Raw genomic sequence first — 16,245 nt, forward strand, 5'->3', positions numbered from 1 at the left:
CAAAGGCTAAGTTCCTAATCACCATGGCATTCTTTCTGCGCTTTCGCTGCCAAAGCTCAGAGTCCTCTTACCCCACAGCCGCTCGCAATCACGTTCGACGATCTGCCCGCTCACGGTCCCCACCCACCCACAATATCAAGCTTGCAGATCATTCAGTCCATCCTCGCCACCTTGCAACGCAAAAAGCTCCCTCCCGCCTACGGCTTTATCAATGGCGTTCGCACAGAAGAATCTCCCGAGACTCTCGATGTTCTACGCGCGTGGCGGACTGCTGGTCAGCCTCTCGCCAATCACACATGGTCGCATCCTGATTTCAACGACACCACAGCCTCGCAGTTCATAGCCAATATCGAAGCGAACCAGCCACTCCTCCGCACTCTCATGCCTGCTCCTTCAGACGACTGGCACTGGCTCCGCTATCCCTATCTGAACGAAGGCGACACGCTGGAGAAACACCGGGCAGTCCGCACTTGACTTAAAGCGAACCATTACCAAGTCGCTGAAGTCACTATGGATTTCAAGGATCGGGCGTGGAACGATCCTTACACCCGATGCACCGCCAAGAACGATTCCGCCGCCCTCAAGCAGCTCCACGACACGTACCTCTCTACCGCCGACCGATTCATCACCTATTATCGCGCCATTTCGAAGGCTGTCTACGGTCGTGATATTCCCCTCGTCCTTCTCATGCATGTCGGTGCTTTTGACGCTCACATGCTTCCAGAGCTTCTGAACCTACACCGCGTCAGAGGGTTTACCTTTGTCACCCTTCCACGATCCGTTGCCGATCCTGTCTACCCCGAAGACTCAGACATTGCATACACGAATGGCGACACTCTCACCGAGCAATTATCCTTCAAGCGTGGCATGAACCGTCCTGGATTTTCCAAGCAAACCCATGGCTCTTCTGCAATCTATCTGCCGTTAGTATCTGATCGGTCCTGATAAGTCATCGTTATCGGCAAGTTCGATTTCGTTATTTCCGATAACTCCGTTTCCAGGGAATCACGCAGAGACTCTACTTTTCATCACTTCCGAGAATCCGACTTTCTATGAGCAGGTCACTGGTGTCAAGGTTCGTTCTTTGCTCTTTCCTTCATAGGTCTTTTGCTTTTGTTATTGTTCTTGGTTTCGTTGCTCTCCACCGTGTTTCTATTCGCACTCTGGATGAGCTGTCTTGATGCAAGCTCGGTGCAGGTTGGGGTTCGAGAGGAGAGTCGATGCTGCCATTTATCGGTCGGCCTCGAAGGCCGAAGTCGGCTCGCAGTCATCGGAACACGGTGTCGTCGCAACGGGTAAACATGTTGATCTCTCAGGCTGCTTGTTCGTAGAACGGCATGTACGGCTCTTGGGTGCTCCAGAGGTGATGAAGCAACACGGCCAACTTGCGCGCGACGGCAACGATGGCCTTGCTCTTGGCCTGCTTGCCACCTCGAGCAGCTAAGTGCAGACCCCACTGTCGAAGCGCAGAATCTCGTCCGTGCGGTCGGAGGATGTGGTTGGAGCACTCGATCAGCAGACTTCGGAGGTATGCGTTACAGGCATGGGTGATGCCAAGTTGAGGATCATGGTCTCCGGACTGACTTCGACGAGGTCGTAGGCCAAGATAGCAACCGACATCGCGACTTCGCCCAAACCGTTCCTTGCTGCCGAGCGTCAGCACGAAGGTCAGGGCGGTGAGGTGGCCGACGCCGTGAACCTTCAGCAGAGCTTGCGTCTCCGGATACTCGGTCTGGCCGAGTTGCTGGATCTGCCGATCGTACTGCTTGATCTTCAGCGTCATGTCCGCGATCTGCTGGAGCACCGGGCCGAGCGCCTGTGCCAGTCCAGGCGGCATAACGGCGAGGCTGCGCTGAGCAAAGCAGGTTGTGGCGGAGGCCGGCATACGATAGCCGCAGGACTTAGTCAGACCACGAACGGCGTTCACCGCAGCAGTACGCAGTCGCACCAGCAGAGCTCGCGCACGAACCAGAGTGAGAGCCTCTTGCTGCTGGACGGTGCGGTGGGCGATAGGCCGGAGGATGTTCGGATCAAGCCGAGCATAACGCGCCAGCTTCTCAGCATCGACCTGATCGCTCTTCCGGTCGCTGTGCGAGATCGCCCGCAACTCGCGGACGTTCGCCACGATGACTTCGTGTCCTAGTTCCTGCAGCTGTGCGCTGATCCAGATCGAGTGTGTCCCAGCCTCCATCGCGACCCGCGCTGGAGCCACGTCGGTGAACCACTTCTCGATCGCCTTCGGAGTGGTCCTGAAGCGGCCACGGTCGACCACTCCTCCGTCCTGGTTGAGGGTGCAGTAATGGCTCCAGACATCGCCAAGATCAATGCCGATCGTCATCTCAACCTTGGCTTGCCTGCGTGGAACTTCAGCGATGAGGTGCTGCCCTGGCTTCTTCATGGGAATAGTCTCTCTCCGTTTCGAAAGACCTGCTCATCCCATTTATCGCTCTTTATCGGGAGGCACGGGCACTAGCCGCGAGGCCGGCATGAATTTCTGCTCTCTGAAGGAAATACCATTCTGGTTGGGAAGCCGCGATGGTGTCGGCCTCCTGGTATTCCTGATGGGCCTGATCATTAAGACCGATTCCAGCCAATGCATTTGCGAGCGCTAGGTGTGCAAATGCACTTGTGGGCATCTCATGCACAGTGGCTCTGGCTGGTCCGAGTGCTTGAGAAAACTTTTTCTCGCCATTCAAACTCATCGCTTCAGCGAGTTGGTTGACGGCGATCACTCTGCTCATATCAAATGTCCCGGTGTAAACCATGTCCGCCCCACCGATGACGGCGCGCGGCTTGGCTTTCTGAAACACCTCATATGGATTCAGATCAGGACGTTCCCACTCGATACCTGACCAGCTGAGCCCGCTGATGATGAAGGTTCCCGACTGAATTCTGGACAACTGGGCTTCGCCCTTATCCCCGTTCAGCTCGAAGAGATTGGCGACGATACGATTACAGCCGATACCTGAATGGTCTGGTTTTGCGAAGCCGTCGTAGGCGAACGAACAATCAGAGACTCGATTATCTTTCAACCACGTCGCGATCTGCGGGAGAGCCTGCCCCCAATCGTTGTTTGAGTCCGTGAGGAGATTGTGGCTGTTTGAAACTCCTCCAAAGACTTCGTTGCCGTAAGCGAGCTCGTTTGGAAATGCGACAAGCGATGAAGCGACATGCGCCACTAACAACACCGCAATAGCGAAGCGAACGAACCGCCCGCTTGTTCGCCAAACATGAACGATTGCCGATCCTATGAGGCAGCAGGCAGGTGCGATCGCAGGGAGGATGTGGCGATATCCGATGTTCAGTGTGCTGACCATGCCTGCAAGTAGCCACACTAAGCTGGGAGCCAAAAAGTAGGAGGGCCGTAGGTCGAAGCTGTATTTCCTGAACGCCAGAAGAGAAAGGAGAGCGAGGCCGATCATTCCAAGCGTGGTTTTTATCAGGATGACAGAGGGAAAGTACTGCGGAACACCGTGGGGATACAAATGCCCGAAAAGAAATGCAGACTGGCCAGGATCGGAGATACTGAGGACATCAACGAAGCCGTAGAGATACGCCTCTGGGAATAGATGGTAATGCGCAAGAAACGGGATGGTCTTGAGGATGACGCTGTGATTCTCCTTAGCTCGTGTGTCCGCGATGAAGTCGTTCAGTGACGTAGTCATCTGAGCCCCATCTGGTCTGGCCACATAGCGAAAGTGATACGTTGCCCAAAGAACCCCGAACCCTAAAAAAAGAATGAAAAGGACAGCCGCTGCTTCTTTCAATATTTTGTTGGTTCGCAACTGCTCGCCGCGGTTCCAATCAAATGCGAGCTCCGCAAGCGCCAAGAGCAGAACAGTCGGCACGATCAGCACGCCAGAGTGCTTTACGGAGAGCGCCAAGCCACAGGAGAGACCTGCAAGAAGGAGTCCGCGAAAGTTGCGTCGCCGGTGAAACAGGAAAAATGACGCCACCGCGAGAAGGCTCGTAGCGGAAAGCGCCATGTCCGTGGTGACGAGTGAGCCGTGTGCTACGAGGGTCGGCTCGAAAGCGATAAGAGCGAGGCTCACCAGAGCGCTGAGATCACCGAACATTCTTCGGGTGAAGAAGAAGGCTGTTAGTGCTAGAAGCAATGCAAAGGTCGCCATCCCGCGACGTGCGAGTGGAATTACTCTATCGATTTTCGCTTCCACACCCGGACCAGCGGAGCCGTAAAGCCACTCCGCTGAATCCGCATATCCTGACCCCTTAGCCGTCGAAACCACCGGACAAGGCCCACTCGGAGCTGGGATCTTCGCGACCTGAAGCACCAAACCGGCAATCATCTTCCCGAGCGGAGGATGCTCTGGATTCACTCCGAAGTCGGCGCATTGCCAGTACCGATAGCCTGCATAGGTGTGAAAACCTTCATCGTTGGTAATGACTTCCCGGTTGGTGACCGCGAGCATTTGCCAAAGAAAGGCACCCGTAAGTGCCGCTCCAAGAAGCCAGATAACAGCCGGATAAGTAGTTAGTCTTGTCAATTTCAGCTGCCTCCAGTTCGGAGGACAATGGTACCCCATATCTCGACGGGGACCTCTCTCGCACCAGCGTTGCGGACACTGATAACGGCATTTAGGAAGATTATTGATCGAGGCGGTGCACTTTTTGGAAAGGACCAGTCCTGAGAGACGCGCTTCTGTTGACGAACGGCTGTCACTCCCGTGAAGTCAGGTTGTCGGCAACTTCGAGTGAGGTTCCGAAAAACTCCGCTTTTAGCGAGTGACTCGACTCGGCCCATTATCGCCAAGTGAGAATTGAAAGGGACTGCGTGGCCTTATTCGTGTTACCAATCCCACAATCTTTACGTTTTTTGGGCACAATGTTGTCGACTTTATGCAAAAGTGGCAGCAGGAGCATCAGTCCGAAGCTCCCCGACCGTTGATGTTGTTGCGACTCATGTCACTCCGAAGAAGCACTGACTTACTGAGCCAACAGGATCTCGACAGCGGGCAGGTTAGGGTTGGTTCACCTTTATTCCTCTCTCCCAAGCCACTGCTGATCCCGTCTATGCCGAGGATTCAGACATTGGTTATAAGAATGGCGACACCCTCACTGAGCAGATGGCCTTTAAGCGCGGCATTCCCCGTCCTCATCACGAAGCCAAACATTTCGCACTGCTTCAATCTCTCTGTCACTAGGATTGTTCGGTTCCGACAAGTCAGCTTCTGTTTACTGATGTGCTCTAGTTCACGTGGACGTAAAACGGCTATCCGGAAAAGTTGTTCCATCCGCCCCGTATGTCAGACATGCCGACCAATCGGCCAAGTGGATCAGATGGCCAACGTACGATTCCCAAGAATGCGACTATGCGGCAACCTGGCTCAATTGTCCGAACGGCAGTACAGTAGCCTTTGAGGATTCTGAATGACTTACTGTCGATCCACTTTGCTCGTTGGTCTCTCTCTCGGGTTTGCATTCTCCTTGGCTCGCGGGCAGGCATCACACGACGCACCGTCTAACGCGCAGCTCTCCAACCCGGAAATTGAGCGGAAGGTCGATGCGCTGCTCAAGCAAATGACACTCGGCGAGAAGATAGGCCAACTGGTGCAGTACAGCGCTACTGAAGCGCACCCCGAAAAACCTGCCGGCGACTCAACCGCCGCGCTCAATGTCAACCCTCCCAGCCCTGGAGGGATCGACAGCTACGCCCTCGCGCAAAAAGGTGAGCTCGGCTCCATGCTCAACACGGTCGGGCAAAGTCTTACCAATCACTTCCAGCATGCCGCTGTTGACAACACACGACTGCATATTCCGCTGCTTTTCGGCGCCGACGTCATCCACGGCTTCCGCACCATCTTTCCGGTGCCACTCGCCACCGCATCCAGCTGGGACCCCGCTCTCGTCACCGAACTCGCGCACATGGCCGCCATTGAGGCCCGCACCGCTGGCGTTAGTTGGTTCTACTCGCCTATGGTTGATATCGCGCGTGACGCTCGATGGGGTCGCTGCACCGAGGGAGCAGGTGAGGATCCCTTCCTGGGCTCCGCCATCGCTCGTGCGTATATTCGTGGCTACCAGGGCGACAGCCTGTCCGCGCCTGGAGCCGTCGCCGCCTCCGTCAAACACTTCGCCGCCTACGGTGCTGCCGAGGCCGGCCGTGAATATAACACCACCGACATGAGCGAGCTGCAGTTGCGTCAGGTCTACCTGCCGCCCTACCACGCGGCTGTTGAGGCCGGCGCGGCCACTGTCATGTCCGCCTTCAACTCACTCAACGGCGTGCCCGCGAGCGCTAACCCATTCCTGCTGCAAACAGTCCTGCGCGACGAGTGGGGCTTCGACGGTCTCGTCGTCTCCGACTACACATCCGTCCTGGAGCTCAATCATCACGGCATTGCGCTCGATGCTGCCGCGGCCAGCGAGAAAGCTCTTATTGCCGGTGTAGACATCGACATGATGTCGCACTACTTCGACGCGGAGCTCCCGGCGCTGGTCAAGTCCGGTCGAGTACCCATGTCTGTCGTCGACGAAGCCGTGCGCCGGGTTCTGCGGGTCAAGTTCGCTCTCGGCCTCTTCGATCACCCCTTCACCGAAGGAAAGGAAGTAACCGGAGCCGTCGCCGAGCATCGCCCGCTCGCCCGCCAAGCCGCGGAGGAGTCCTTCGTCCTGCTGCAGAACAATCCCGCTCCCGAAGGTGCCCTCCTGCCCCTCGCGAAGACCACGAAGAAGATCGCCCTTATCGGCCCGCTTGCCGACGATGCCAACGACATGGTCGGTGCCTGGTCCGGTGCCAACAACTTCGGCGATGTGCGTACCTTGCGCGCGACCATGGCGGAACGAGCCCAGCAAAGCGGCGCGACATTCACGCAAAGGGAACCGAGATCTCCGGCACTTCGGACTCCGGGTTCGCCGCGGCTGTTGCCGCCGCACTGAGCTCCGACGTCGCCATTCTCGCTCTCGGCGAGTCGAGCGACATGAGCGGCGAAGCCGCGTCACGTGCTTTCCTGGACCTACCCGGGAACCAGCAACAATTACTTGAGGCCGTCGTCTCAACAGGCAAGCCTGTCGTCCTGCTGATCTTCTCCGGCCGCCCGCTCGTGCTCGACTGGGCCGCCCAGCATGTCTCCGCCATCATGGAAGTCTGGTACGCTGGCGTCGAAGCCGGCCCCGCAATTGCCGACACTCTATTCGGCGATGTCGTTCCTAGCGGTAAGCTCACGATGAGTTTCCCCCGCGCCGTAGGGCAGGAGCCGCTCTACTACAATCAGCTTCCCACTGGCCGCCCAATCCAGCGTGCCGATCCGGCTCACCCCGGCTACATTGAACAAAAGTTCGTCTCGCGTTATCTCGACGTGCCTAACGACGCGCTCTTCCCCTTCGGACATGGTCTTTCATATTCGACGTTTGTCTATTCGAGCGTTTCGCTTTCGACGCAATCCATAAGCTCGGCCTCTCTCATGCACAATCGGAAGAGCCAGCCCATGGTCGCAACCGTGACGGTCACGAATACAGGCAAACGCCGTGCCACCGAAATCGTCCAGTGCTATGTCAATATCCGAGGCGCCAGCACCGAGCAGCCAGTACGCAATCTCAAGGGCTTTGCTCGCATTACTCTCGATCCAGGCCAGACTCAGACTGTGAAGTTCCCACTCGGCTTCAACGAGTTGTCCTTCTATAACGCCAAGGTTCAGCAGGTCGTCGAACCAGCCGACTATACGGTTTACATAGGCGGCAGCTCCACCGCCACCAATGCTGCCCACTTCATTACTACGCCGTAGCTTCAGTCCTCTCCAAACGGAGAATAATGCGACCGGACACACATGTCTGATCTGGAGCATTCGAAAGCCGCAATCCTACGAAGTCTCGCTTCAGCTGATTCGCTGCGTGGTGACCGGCTATTGTGCGACAACGCTGATTGCGTAACCTCCACCCGGTGCGCATTTTTGAGTTAACGTTGATGTGTTTGTAACGCTCCACTTGCGAATCACGTACCCTTGAGGGTTAGTTTCGTAGTTTGCGTCCGGCGCATCTGCATATATGGTTGCGATGTACTTCCTCCCTGGGTCCAGGAAGTCGAAAGAAATCTTCGATTCGCGAGCAAGTTCATCGTTGGTCCTCCCGACGAACCAGTTGTCGCTCCCTTTTGCCTTGCGGGCATAGGTGATGTAATCACCGGGCTCTGCTTCAAGGACCTTCGTGTCATCCCACTGCACCGGAACATCCTTGATGAACTGGAAAGCATCCATGTGCTTCTCATAGTTCTCCGGAAGATCGGCGACCATCTGCAACGGGCTGTACATGGTCACGTAGAGAGCGAGTTGCCTCGCCAGTGTGCTGTGAACATAAGAGTGGTTCTTGGGATTTATCTTCTCGACCTTCATCTCGAAGATGCCGGGTGTGTAGTCCATCGGGCCACCCATCAAGCGCGTAAAAGGAAGTATTGTCGTGTGGTCGGGGTTATTTCCTCCGAAGGCCTCGTACTCTGTGCCTCGCGCCGCTTCCTCTGCCATCAGGTTTGGAAACGTTCGAGACAGACCAGTCATGTGGACTGACTCGTGCGCATCGACCATGATGTGATACTTAGCGGCGGTAGACACGGCATAAAGGAAATGATTCACCGTCCACTGTCCGTAGTGAAACTCGCCTCGCGGCAGAACGTTCCCCACGTAGCCGCTCTTCACCGTGTCGTAGCCGTTATCGACCATGAACTGATATGCCGGATTCATAAAACGTTCGTAGTTCCGTGTGGAGCCGGAGGTCTCGTGATGCATGATGAGCTTCACGCCCTTTGAGGCCGCATACTCATGCAAGCCTTTCACATCGAAATCCGGATAGGGCGTGAGGAAGTCAAAGACATAATCCTTTTCATGTCCGAACCAGTCCTCCCAGCCCACGTTCCAGCCTTCGACCAGGACGGCACCAATCCCGTTCGCAGCCGCGAAGTCGATATATCTTTTAACATTCTGAGTATTTGCACCATGCCGGCCATTGGGCTTCAGCTTGGTGTAGTCGGTCACGCCGAGTTGGACGTTGTCGGTGTCGGAGTAGGCCCAGGTGCTCTTGCCAGTGATCATTTCCCACCAGACCCCAACAAACTTAGTCGGCTTGATCCAGCTTGTGTCCTGAAACTTCGTGGGATCGTTCAGATTGAGAATGGTATGTGAGAGGAGAATGTCTCCAGCCTTGTCACTAACAATGACGGTGCGCCACGGTGTCTGCGTCGGCGCCTGCAGATGACCTTTGTTGCCTTGGGCGTCCGGAGTAAGATAGGTGGTCAAAACGAAATTAGAGTCGTCCAAAACGACACTCATCGCCGCGTAGTTGATCAGCGCTGCTTCGTGGATGTTGATGTAGAGTCCGTCTTTGGACTTCATCATCAGCGGAGTCTGAAGAGCTGTTGGTCCGATCGGATGCTGGGAGGCATTTGGCGTGATCGCCTCCTTCATCTTGCCCCGGACCTCCGATAAATTCGAAGTGACGGTGCTGTATTCTTCCGTGTCGAGATCACCAGGCAACCAGAAAGCTTTGTGATCTCCTGCAAGTGCAAACTGTGTGTCCTCGTCCTTGAGGACGAAGTATTTCAGGTTCGCCTGCTCCGGAAACTCGTACCGAAATCCGAGACCATCGTTGAAGAGCTTAAACCGAATGAGAATCGTGCGGTCCGTGTCCGCCTGATGCAACGTGGCGGTGAACTCGTTATAGTTGTTGCGGATGTGACTGACGTCGCCCCAAACAGGCGTCCAGGTTTCGTCGAAGCTCCGGGCGTCTTCTTTCACAAGCGAGAACCCTGAGTTGAGTGGTTTTTCCTGCACCAACTCGAAGCCCATGAGGCTTGGTTTCAGAACAGTTTTGCCCTTGTAAGTGAGGGCGTACATAGGCGCGCCCTCACTCGTGAGACTGAAGGTGAGTGCCAGGTTGTGGTCTGGGGATATGAGTTGCTGTCCATGCGCAACGAATCTGGCAAGCAGTAGTCCCAGGAACATCAGGGTTGTGCCGCTTTTGCCGAGAAAGCGGACGATTGAGACGGGGAACTGTTTCATAGGGCCTCTCACCTGTTTAAAGCGCTAGTCGTTTGCTGCGGAGCTCTGAGACGAAAGCTGGATGTTACGCGAAGTGGAACACCCGTCGATGTTATCCATGTGGCGTCGGAAAAAGATTTTGCGACAGCGGGGTGGAGTTTCACAGAAAGCCATAGTACCCTCCGCGATACAAGCCAGACAATTTCTTTAAGAATTCTTAAGATTCATCATGGTGGCGGAGCAGACAAATTACATCTGCAAGCCCTGCAATCTCGACGACCTGGTGTCCCGCTCAATTCCTTCTCTCGGTTTCTTGCGGATTGCGGATCAATATAAGCAGTTACAACCAGCTGGACCAGCCTCATTCGTAGTGATGTGAGCGCGGGATTTCTGGACCCAAACCTCAATCGTGTCCGTTTAACCTACTGCAGCGCGTTATTGCATTCTGCACAAGATTATGTGGCTCTCGTGGATGGATAACAGAACGCTCTTCGCGTGTCAGATTCTGCTAACGATGGTTTACTCGGTCGCCTTTCTGGGAATGAGGCGAATGTATCGTCATCTGTCTGGCACCGGGTCGTTCGCCTTGGGATTTTTTTCGGGCTTTCTGGGCTGTATTCTGATTGTTTTACGAGGCGGCGTGCCGAATTCCGTCGCTGTTGTTGGTGAACATTTCCTGATCTTCTCGGCATTTTTACTGTTCTACCGCGGGCTACTGCTTTTCTTTCGCAGCCCGCGGACTACTCGCTTCGTTTCGATCATGTGCGTTGTCGCCCTTTTCTGCTCGTGTACTTTAGCGCGGTGGAGGACCGGATTGCCGCACGGATTGTCATCGTGTCGTTGGTGCTGTTGGTTTTGCGCGGGCTGATTGCGGTGGAGTTGTTCCGCCAAGCCGAACAGCGGTCGATCCTGAATGTCTTCGGCGCGCTTATGGCAGCCTACGCTTTATTTGGTGCGGTCCGGGCGGTCGCTACTTTTCTGCATGGCCCTCCGTACGATTTCATGCAGACCAGTCGATTCCAGACACCGGCACTGGTGGTGAACCTTCTGTTCATCTGCATTATCGGGTTGTTCTTTCTGCTGATGCTGAGCAGTGAACTGGTAGCGATTGTTGAGACGCAGTCCTTGTACGACCACGTCTTGGGTGCGCTGAACAGGCGAGGAATTGATCAGCGGCTTGCACTCGAGCTGGTCCGTGCAGAGCGAAACGGCTATGAGCTTGCTGTGGCGCTGATTGACATCGACCACTTCAAACAGATTAACGACACGGCAGGCCATGCTGCAGGAGATGCTGCGCTGAAGCAGGTTGTCGAGGTTATCTCCTCGCGGCTTCGCTCGTATGATTTTTTCGGGCGCTACGGAGGCGATGAGTTCCTGTTGGTATTTTCGCAGACTTCCTTCGAAGACGCGCTGCGAATTGCGGAACGGATAGGACATGCGGTTAGCGGGCTTGCGGTTTCGAGACTCGCGCTTCCGATTACGCTGAGCATCGGGCTCACCTTTGCCAGGCCGTCTGAGACCGCGGTGTCTACGCTTGCGCGGGCTGACATGGCTCTCTACAACGCGAAGCGGGCCGGACGAAACTGTATCAGAGTGCTTCTTGCGTCTGTCGAAGACGTTTCAGAGGAAGGCGTGCATGTCGACCAGGCAATTACTTCGTAAGGGCTGTGCTCTTATCGACGTGGATTTGGGGTAAGAAGTGATTCAAAGCTTCTGCTAGAGCGAACTTGCCGCAAATCCGATTTTTGGGGAGATTGGGCTCACGCTCCGAAAATTTTGGGCCTCTGGCAATCTCGGTTTTGACCCGATGCGTAAGGCGCTGCCCCTAACGCTGGGAGCGTCTAAGGGGCGGATTCTTCAGCAAGCGTTTACTGAAAGCCTACCGCTCGCAGTCATGGGGGGCGTCCTCGGTGTGGCGATCGCATGGGTAGGAGCGGGGCTTATTGTGCGGTTGGAATTTCGTCATGCCCTGGTCGTTCCGGTGCATCTTTCGCCGTCGCTTCCTGTGCTGGGCTTCTGCTTGGCGTTATCGATTGTCACTGGCCTGATTGCAGGGATGGTGCCGGCGTGGCTGGCTTCGCGCACTGACCCGATGGAAGACACGCGCCATGTTGCCGTGGTGAACCAGGCCTTCGCGCACAGTTTTTTTCCGAACGGAGATACATAGTGAAACCAGGAGAGGGCGTGCCACCGAGCGATAGTGCGCACCGTGTGCAATACGACCGCGTTGGACCCGATTACTTTGCAACCTTCAATTCTCGATAAAGCCTGTCGAGGTCGGCAACCGTGTACTTCGCGAGAGGTGGCTAAATGGTCACGATCTCGCGATTCTACGCAATCAGGACTTCGGCTTTCGCGCGGAGGGTACGGCTGGAGGTTCTACCCGGAGTCCGCAGCGCGAGCGTGGCTCTCGACAGCCCTATGAGCGGTCACTGGATGTCATCGGTCGCCACTTCGGTTTCAACCTGCCGGCCTACAGTGACAGTTTTGCGATTGTGGGTGTGGTGCGCGATGCAAAATACGCCGACCCCGCACTGTCGGCCGAACCCATGGTCTTCGGCGCGCTCTCGCAGAGCATTGACTACACCGATAGCGCGCTCAGGGAAAACGAGAAGTGGGCGCACTTCATCAACGGCGCGCAGCTGTGGATCGATGGCGACATGAGCCGGCTGGAACCGCAAATCCGGCAGGTCTTCGCAGAGGTCGATCCCAACTTCGCCATCACCGATAGGCATCCGCTGCAGCAGCAGATCGATGTTCACTACGACCAGCAGCGAACGGTGGCCGAGCTGAGCACGCTCTTTGGCAGCCTTGCAATCCTGCTGGCGTCGATTGGCCTCTATGGCGTGATGACTTACGCGGTCGCACGGCGCACAGTCGAGATCGGTGTGCGTATGGCCGTAGGAGCAACGCGGGTTAACGTGGTCCAGCTGGTGCTGCCCTCGGCCTTCGCGCAGGTGACAATCGGGCTGGCATTGGGGCTAACGCTGTCCTTTATTGCCGGTCGCATGCTGCATTCGAGCCTTTATCAAGTGGGAGAAGTCGACCTTGCGGGGCTGGGTATGGCAACAGCCATTCTGCTCCTAAGTGCATTGATTGCGAGCTTCATTCCGGCACAGCGCGCAGCGAGCGTAGAACCGGTAACTGCTCTGCGCGCGGACTAACTGAAACAGACGGGAGTTTCCTGCTCCAGCAATTGCAGCCCAGATCCTGCTGTTCCTTTTCGAATGGCAGGATTTTCTATGTCGAAAAAGAATATCGCTAGGGCCGTTGCTCTATCCTGCGCCGTGTATGGAAATCATGGTGACGCTGCTGGCCTCCCTGATGCCCGCCCGGTCGACGACGCGAGCCGACCTAGTCCAAGTCCTGCGGTACAAATGACGGTTCCAGCTTAAAATCTGGTGCTAACTAGCTTTGATGATCCCGGTCCATAACGAGAAGGCATGATAGCGGTAAATGGTCCTCAGCTGACGCCAAATCGCCTGTGCGGTCGTCTAGCCCGTCGCTTGGAAGCCCGGGGCAGGCACATAAATGTTGGGCATGTCTGCGGCAGAGGAGGCCGCCCATATGCCCAACAGGACCAGAAAGCATGTCGTCCGGAAGATCGTCCTTCGCTTGCCAGACCTCGATCATGCGAAGACCTCAATCTTAAACAGCTTGAGTTCCCCGCGTTCGCGGCGCAACTACAAGTTTGCGATGGAGCAATTCATCGATTGGTCCTGTTCGGAACCGAGATTGGCCCTGAATCGGACCGTCGTTCTCCGCTTTCGTCTACACCTCGAATCGCTCGGGTTGGCTGTAGGTACGATCAATCAGAGGCTCGCAGCGGTCAGGAGGTTAGCCTACGAAGCGGCGGACTCGGGTCTGCTGAGTCCGGAACTTGCTGCTGGCATTAGGCGAGTCAAAGGCGTGAAGCAACTCGGCTGTCGAGCGGGTAACTGGCTTAATCAGGATCAAGCTCGGTTGTTGCTTGAGAAAGCAGATGGGCAAAGCTTACGCCATATCCGAGACGTCGCTATGATATCGATCCTGCTCGGCTGCGGCTTGCGCCGAGCCGAGCTGTCGGCCCTGCCGCAAGAAGACATACAAATTCGACAGGGCGATTGGGCTATTGTTGACCTTGTCGGCAAGGGCAACCACGTCCGGACCGTACCCATGCCGATCTGGGTGAAGAGTGCCGTGGACAGGTGGCTGACAGCGGCATCGGTCACGACGGGACGAGTTTTCAGGGCGGTCAGTCGGCACGGAACCGCCTGAGGATCCGGCATATCCGAAACGCCGTCTAGTATGTAGTCCGGAGCTGCGCGTGGCGTCTGGAGCTCGGACACCTCGCACCGCATGATCTCAGGCGAACATGCGCAAGGCTTTGCCATGTGAATGGCGGAGAACTGCAGCAAATACAATTTCTTCTCGGGCACGCCTCCGTCCTAACAACGGAGCGTTACCCCGGTTGCAACAGAACTTGGAGGAGCCCGTCAACGACCGCTTTGGCTGCTTATTCCTTGAGGTCTGGATTCGCGATAAGGCCTGATAGCAACAACTGAGCTGTGCGACGCCAGTTTGTCAGTACCGGTGCAAAAAGAGTTGGGGACCCAGTCGATTACGAAACGGAAGGGCGCTAGTCTTCTTCACCGAGAAGATTGCTCACCCGCACGATGGTGTCGATCTGTTCCTGAGTGAGTCGCGACAATAGATTCCGCCGAACTGAAACCGCATGTATCGGACGAGCAGAATCCAGTTTTTCTCTGCCGAGTTTCGTAAGCGCAACGAGCACAGTCTTCCCGTCAGTACGACGGCGCTCAATAAGCGCTCGTTCCTCCATGCGCGTCAGCTGATGAGAGAGGCGACTCTTATCCCAAGACATCACACTTGCCAGCGCTTGTTGCCGCATCTCACCTTTGCCAATTGCGGCGAGGCGAGACAATACCCCAAACTCAGGACCTGAAAGTCCGGTTGCCTGCGCGATGTCCCGCCCAACGCGACCCAGCACGTCTTCGCCCATGACCATGAAGGCATGCCAGACACGAAGCTCTTGTGGGCATAGCGGTTTTATAGTCATGTCAGTCGCAAGCCTATCAATTCAAGGTTGACATGACAACTTCTGCCATTTACGGTGGTTGACATGTCCACCATTGTCAGCGATGCCTCGCACGAGAGTGGAATCGAACGCGATCGCGATCTGCACGCCTTCCTATGCGGCCTGGAGGCCGATCCTTCTCTCCTTCATCCTGAGCAACTGCGGGAGCGCCTGATCGCGCTGGACGATCTTGATGCCGGATTTGGAGACTTAGATTCCGAGGATTCAACGAGATCAACCGATTCTCGAATTCATAAGCGTGCGAAGGCGCTCCGGACACAGCTCGAAGCCGCCAATGCGGAACTCTACCAATCCGTCCGCGCCGACATTGCTCGAGGCGCTCAGCTGCATACATTTCTTAAGTGGATCCAGGGCTCAGTAACCCAAAACGGATCAGGAAGCCCATTGCCAGGCTTCGGATTCGACTTCCGAGACGATTTGGTGAGCGGAGTTCTTCAGCTCCGCGAACCGAGCGAACCGAACCTTCGGCGATCACCAGAGATGGTGCCTTACCAGCCAACGCCAGTGCGTCATATCCTCCACCTGATAGCAGCCACCGCGCTTGTGGAAGATGACGTCTTTGTCGATCTCGGATCGGGATTGGGGCATGTGCCGCTTCTGGTGTCCATGATGACTGGAGCCCAGAGCGTTGGGATTGAGGTGCAGGCCGCCTATGTCGCCAGTGCGCGGGAATGCGCTCAAAGCCTTCGCCTCAGCCGCCTGCAGTTTATCCCGCAGGACGCGCGAGAGGCAGATCTATCCAGCGGCACCGTGTTCTATCTGTATTCGCCTTTCGACGGCTCGATATTGACCGACGTGCTGAGCGCTGCGAATGGAAAGTACCTGCAGACCACTCAAAATTTGTTCACTCGGGCCCTGCACCCTCACAATTTCGAGCGAGACATGGCTGAAGGCGAGCGCACCGCCCGATATGGGGCGCATTACCGTCTTCGACACTCAATGAGCACATTATCGCGGAGTCACTCGCCGAATCACTCATTGAGAATCGCTGAATTCCTCGGTGCGAGGCGGATTCGTCTCAGGGCACGGTCTTCCCGAAGTGACAGTTCCGGCATAAAGGAGCGGAATTGGCAAACGTTTTGTGATCGAACACAGACCGGCATCGAAACCGCCACTAGGCATTGGTAAAATAAGAGGGAAAGCAGTTCCCCCCTCACGTCGAGG

13 protein-coding genes and 1 pseudogene are annotated in these 16,245 nt (G+C 56.0%); 10 read left to right on the top strand and 4 right to left on the bottom strand.

Going from position 1 to position 16,245, the window contains the following annotated elements; genetic code table 11:
• Window positions 1–81 precede the first annotated feature (81 nt).
• Window positions 82–474, top strand: a pseudogene (locus RBB76_RS01370) (polysaccharide deacetylase family protein); the annotation flags it as partial.
• Window positions 475–510: 36 nt separating this feature from the next.
• Window positions 511–945 (top strand): hypothetical protein, encoded by a 435-nt coding sequence (locus RBB76_RS01375; protein WP_429634938.1) that lies wholly within the window; start codon window positions 511–513, stop codon window positions 943–945.
• Window positions 946–1,312: 367 nt separating this feature from the next.
• Here the strand turns inward: RBB76_RS01375 and RBB76_RS01380 are convergent, their stop codons facing one another.
• Together RBB76_RS01380 and RBB76_RS01385 are read right to left on the bottom strand one after the other, a co-directional pair.
• The gene (locus RBB76_RS01380) at window positions 1,313–2,398 is read right to left on the bottom strand and encodes an IS110 family transposase (protein WP_433963501.1); all 1,086 of its coding nucleotides are present in this window, start codon (window positions 2,396–2,398) and stop codon (window positions 1,313–1,315) included.
• Between the two features lie 52 nt (window positions 2,399–2,450).
• The gene (locus RBB76_RS01385) at window positions 2,451–4,505 is read right to left on the bottom strand and encodes a phospholipid carrier-dependent glycosyltransferase (protein ID WP_429634887.1); all 2,055 of its coding nucleotides are present in this window, start codon (window positions 4,503–4,505) and stop codon (window positions 2,451–2,453) included.
• Between the two features lie 883 nt (window positions 4,506–5,388).
• Between RBB76_RS01385 and RBB76_RS01390 the strand changes: the two genes are divergently transcribed.
• Both RBB76_RS01390 and RBB76_RS01395 read left to right on the top strand, forming a co-directional pair.
• Window positions 5,389–6,897 carry a glycoside hydrolase family 3 N-terminal domain-containing protein gene (locus RBB76_RS01390; RefSeq protein WP_429634886.1) on the top strand — a complete coding sequence of 503 codons (1,509 nt, stop codon included), beginning with the start codon at window positions 5,389–5,391 and terminating at the stop codon, window positions 6,895–6,897.
• A complete protein-coding gene (locus RBB76_RS01395) occupies window positions 6,846–7,742 on the top strand; it encodes a glycoside hydrolase family 3 C-terminal domain-containing protein (protein WP_433963585.1) in 897 nt (298 codons plus the stop codon). Before RBB76_RS01390 ends, RBB76_RS01395 begins: the two co-directional genes overlap by 52 nt.
• Before the next feature lie 117 nt (window positions 7,743–7,859).
• Here RBB76_RS01395 and RBB76_RS01400 read toward each other — a convergent pair whose 3' ends face one another.
• Complete coding sequence (locus RBB76_RS01400; protein ID WP_429634885.1) at window positions 7,860–10,004, bottom strand: glycoside hydrolase family 97 protein; 2,145 nt, start codon at window positions 10,002–10,004, stop codon at window positions 7,860–7,862.
• A 741-nt stretch (window positions 10,005–10,745) separates the two neighbouring features.
• Here RBB76_RS01400 and RBB76_RS01405 point away from each other — a divergent pair.
• The 5 genes from RBB76_RS01405 to RBB76_RS01425 all read left to right on the top strand — a co-directional run bounded on the left by RBB76_RS01405 (window position 10,746) and on the right by RBB76_RS01425 (window position 14,527).
• Window positions 10,746–11,645, top strand: coding sequence for a GGDEF domain-containing protein (locus RBB76_RS01405; protein ID WP_429634884.1), 900 nt, complete (start codon window positions 10,746–10,748; stop codon window positions 11,643–11,645).
• Between the two features lie 145 nt (window positions 11,646–11,790).
• Window positions 11,791–12,150: an FtsX-like permease family protein gene (locus RBB76_RS01410; RefSeq protein ID WP_429634883.1), complete on the top strand. Its 360-nt coding sequence runs from the start codon at window positions 11,791–11,793 to the stop codon at window positions 12,148–12,150.
• A gap of 337 nt (window positions 12,151–12,487) precedes the next feature.
• Window positions 12,488–13,147 (top strand): FtsX-like permease family protein, encoded by a 660-nt coding sequence (locus tag RBB76_RS01415; protein WP_429634882.1) that lies wholly within the window; start codon window positions 12,488–12,490, stop codon window positions 13,145–13,147.
• Between the two features lie 532 nt (window positions 13,148–13,679).
• Window positions 13,680–14,240 (top strand): tyrosine-type recombinase/integrase, encoded by a 561-nt coding sequence (locus RBB76_RS01420; RefSeq protein ID WP_433963586.1) that lies wholly within the window; start codon window positions 13,680–13,682, stop codon window positions 14,238–14,240.
• A 116-nt stretch (window positions 14,241–14,356) separates the two neighbouring features.
• Window positions 14,357–14,527 (top strand): hypothetical protein, encoded by a 171-nt coding sequence (locus RBB76_RS01425; protein WP_429634880.1) that lies wholly within the window; start codon window positions 14,357–14,359, stop codon window positions 14,525–14,527.
• Between the two features lie 74 nt (window positions 14,528–14,601).
• Here RBB76_RS01425 and RBB76_RS01430 read toward each other — a convergent pair whose 3' ends face one another.
• Window positions 14,602–15,042 carry a MarR family winged helix-turn-helix transcriptional regulator gene (locus RBB76_RS01430; RefSeq protein ID WP_429634879.1) on the bottom strand — a complete coding sequence of 147 codons (441 nt, stop codon included), beginning with the start codon at window positions 15,040–15,042 and terminating at the stop codon, window positions 14,602–14,604.
• A gap of 63 nt (window positions 15,043–15,105) precedes the next feature.
• Here RBB76_RS01430 and RBB76_RS01435 point away from each other — a divergent pair, with 63 nt between their 5' ends.
• Window positions 15,106–16,209 (top strand): hypothetical protein, encoded by a 1,104-nt coding sequence (locus RBB76_RS01435; protein ID WP_429634878.1) that lies wholly within the window; start codon window positions 15,106–15,108, stop codon window positions 16,207–16,209.
• Window positions 16,210–16,245 lie beyond the last annotated feature (36 nt).

It is taken from the genome of Tunturiibacter psychrotolerans, assembly GCF_051013365.1.
GTDB classification, from domain to species: Bacteria; Acidobacteriota; Terriglobia; order Terriglobales; family Acidobacteriaceae; genus Edaphobacter; species Edaphobacter psychrotolerans_A.

Bases quoted from the DNA above. Each gene is read 5' to 3' on its own strand.
- RBB76_RS01375 (WP_429634938.1), top strand. From the start codon at position 511: ATGGATTTCAAGGATCGGGCGTGGAACGATCCTTACACCCGATGCACC.
- RBB76_RS01380 (WP_433963501.1), bottom strand. From the start codon at position 2,398: ATGAAGAAGCCAGGGCAGCACCTCATCGCTGAAGTTCCACGCAGGCAA.
- RBB76_RS01390 (WP_429634886.1), top strand. From the start codon at position 5,389: ATGACTTACTGTCGATCCACTTTGCTCGTTGGTCTCTCTCTCGGGTTT.
- RBB76_RS01400 (WP_429634885.1), bottom strand. From the start codon at position 10,004: ATGAAACAGTTCCCCGTCTCAATCGTCCGCTTTCTCGGCAAAAGCGGC.
- RBB76_RS01410 (WP_429634883.1), top strand. From the start codon at position 11,791: ATGCGTAAGGCGCTGCCCCTAACGCTGGGAGCGTCTAAGGGGCGGATT.
- RBB76_RS01420 (WP_433963586.1), top strand. From the start codon at position 13,680: ATGGAGCAATTCATCGATTGGTCCTGTTCGGAACCGAGATTGGCCCTG.
- RBB76_RS01430 (WP_429634879.1), bottom strand. From the start codon at position 15,042: ATGACTATAAAACCGCTATGCCCACAAGAGCTTCGTGTCTGGCATGCC.
- RBB76_RS01435 (WP_429634878.1), top strand. From the start codon at position 15,106: ATGTCCACCATTGTCAGCGATGCCTCGCACGAGAGTGGAATCGAACGC.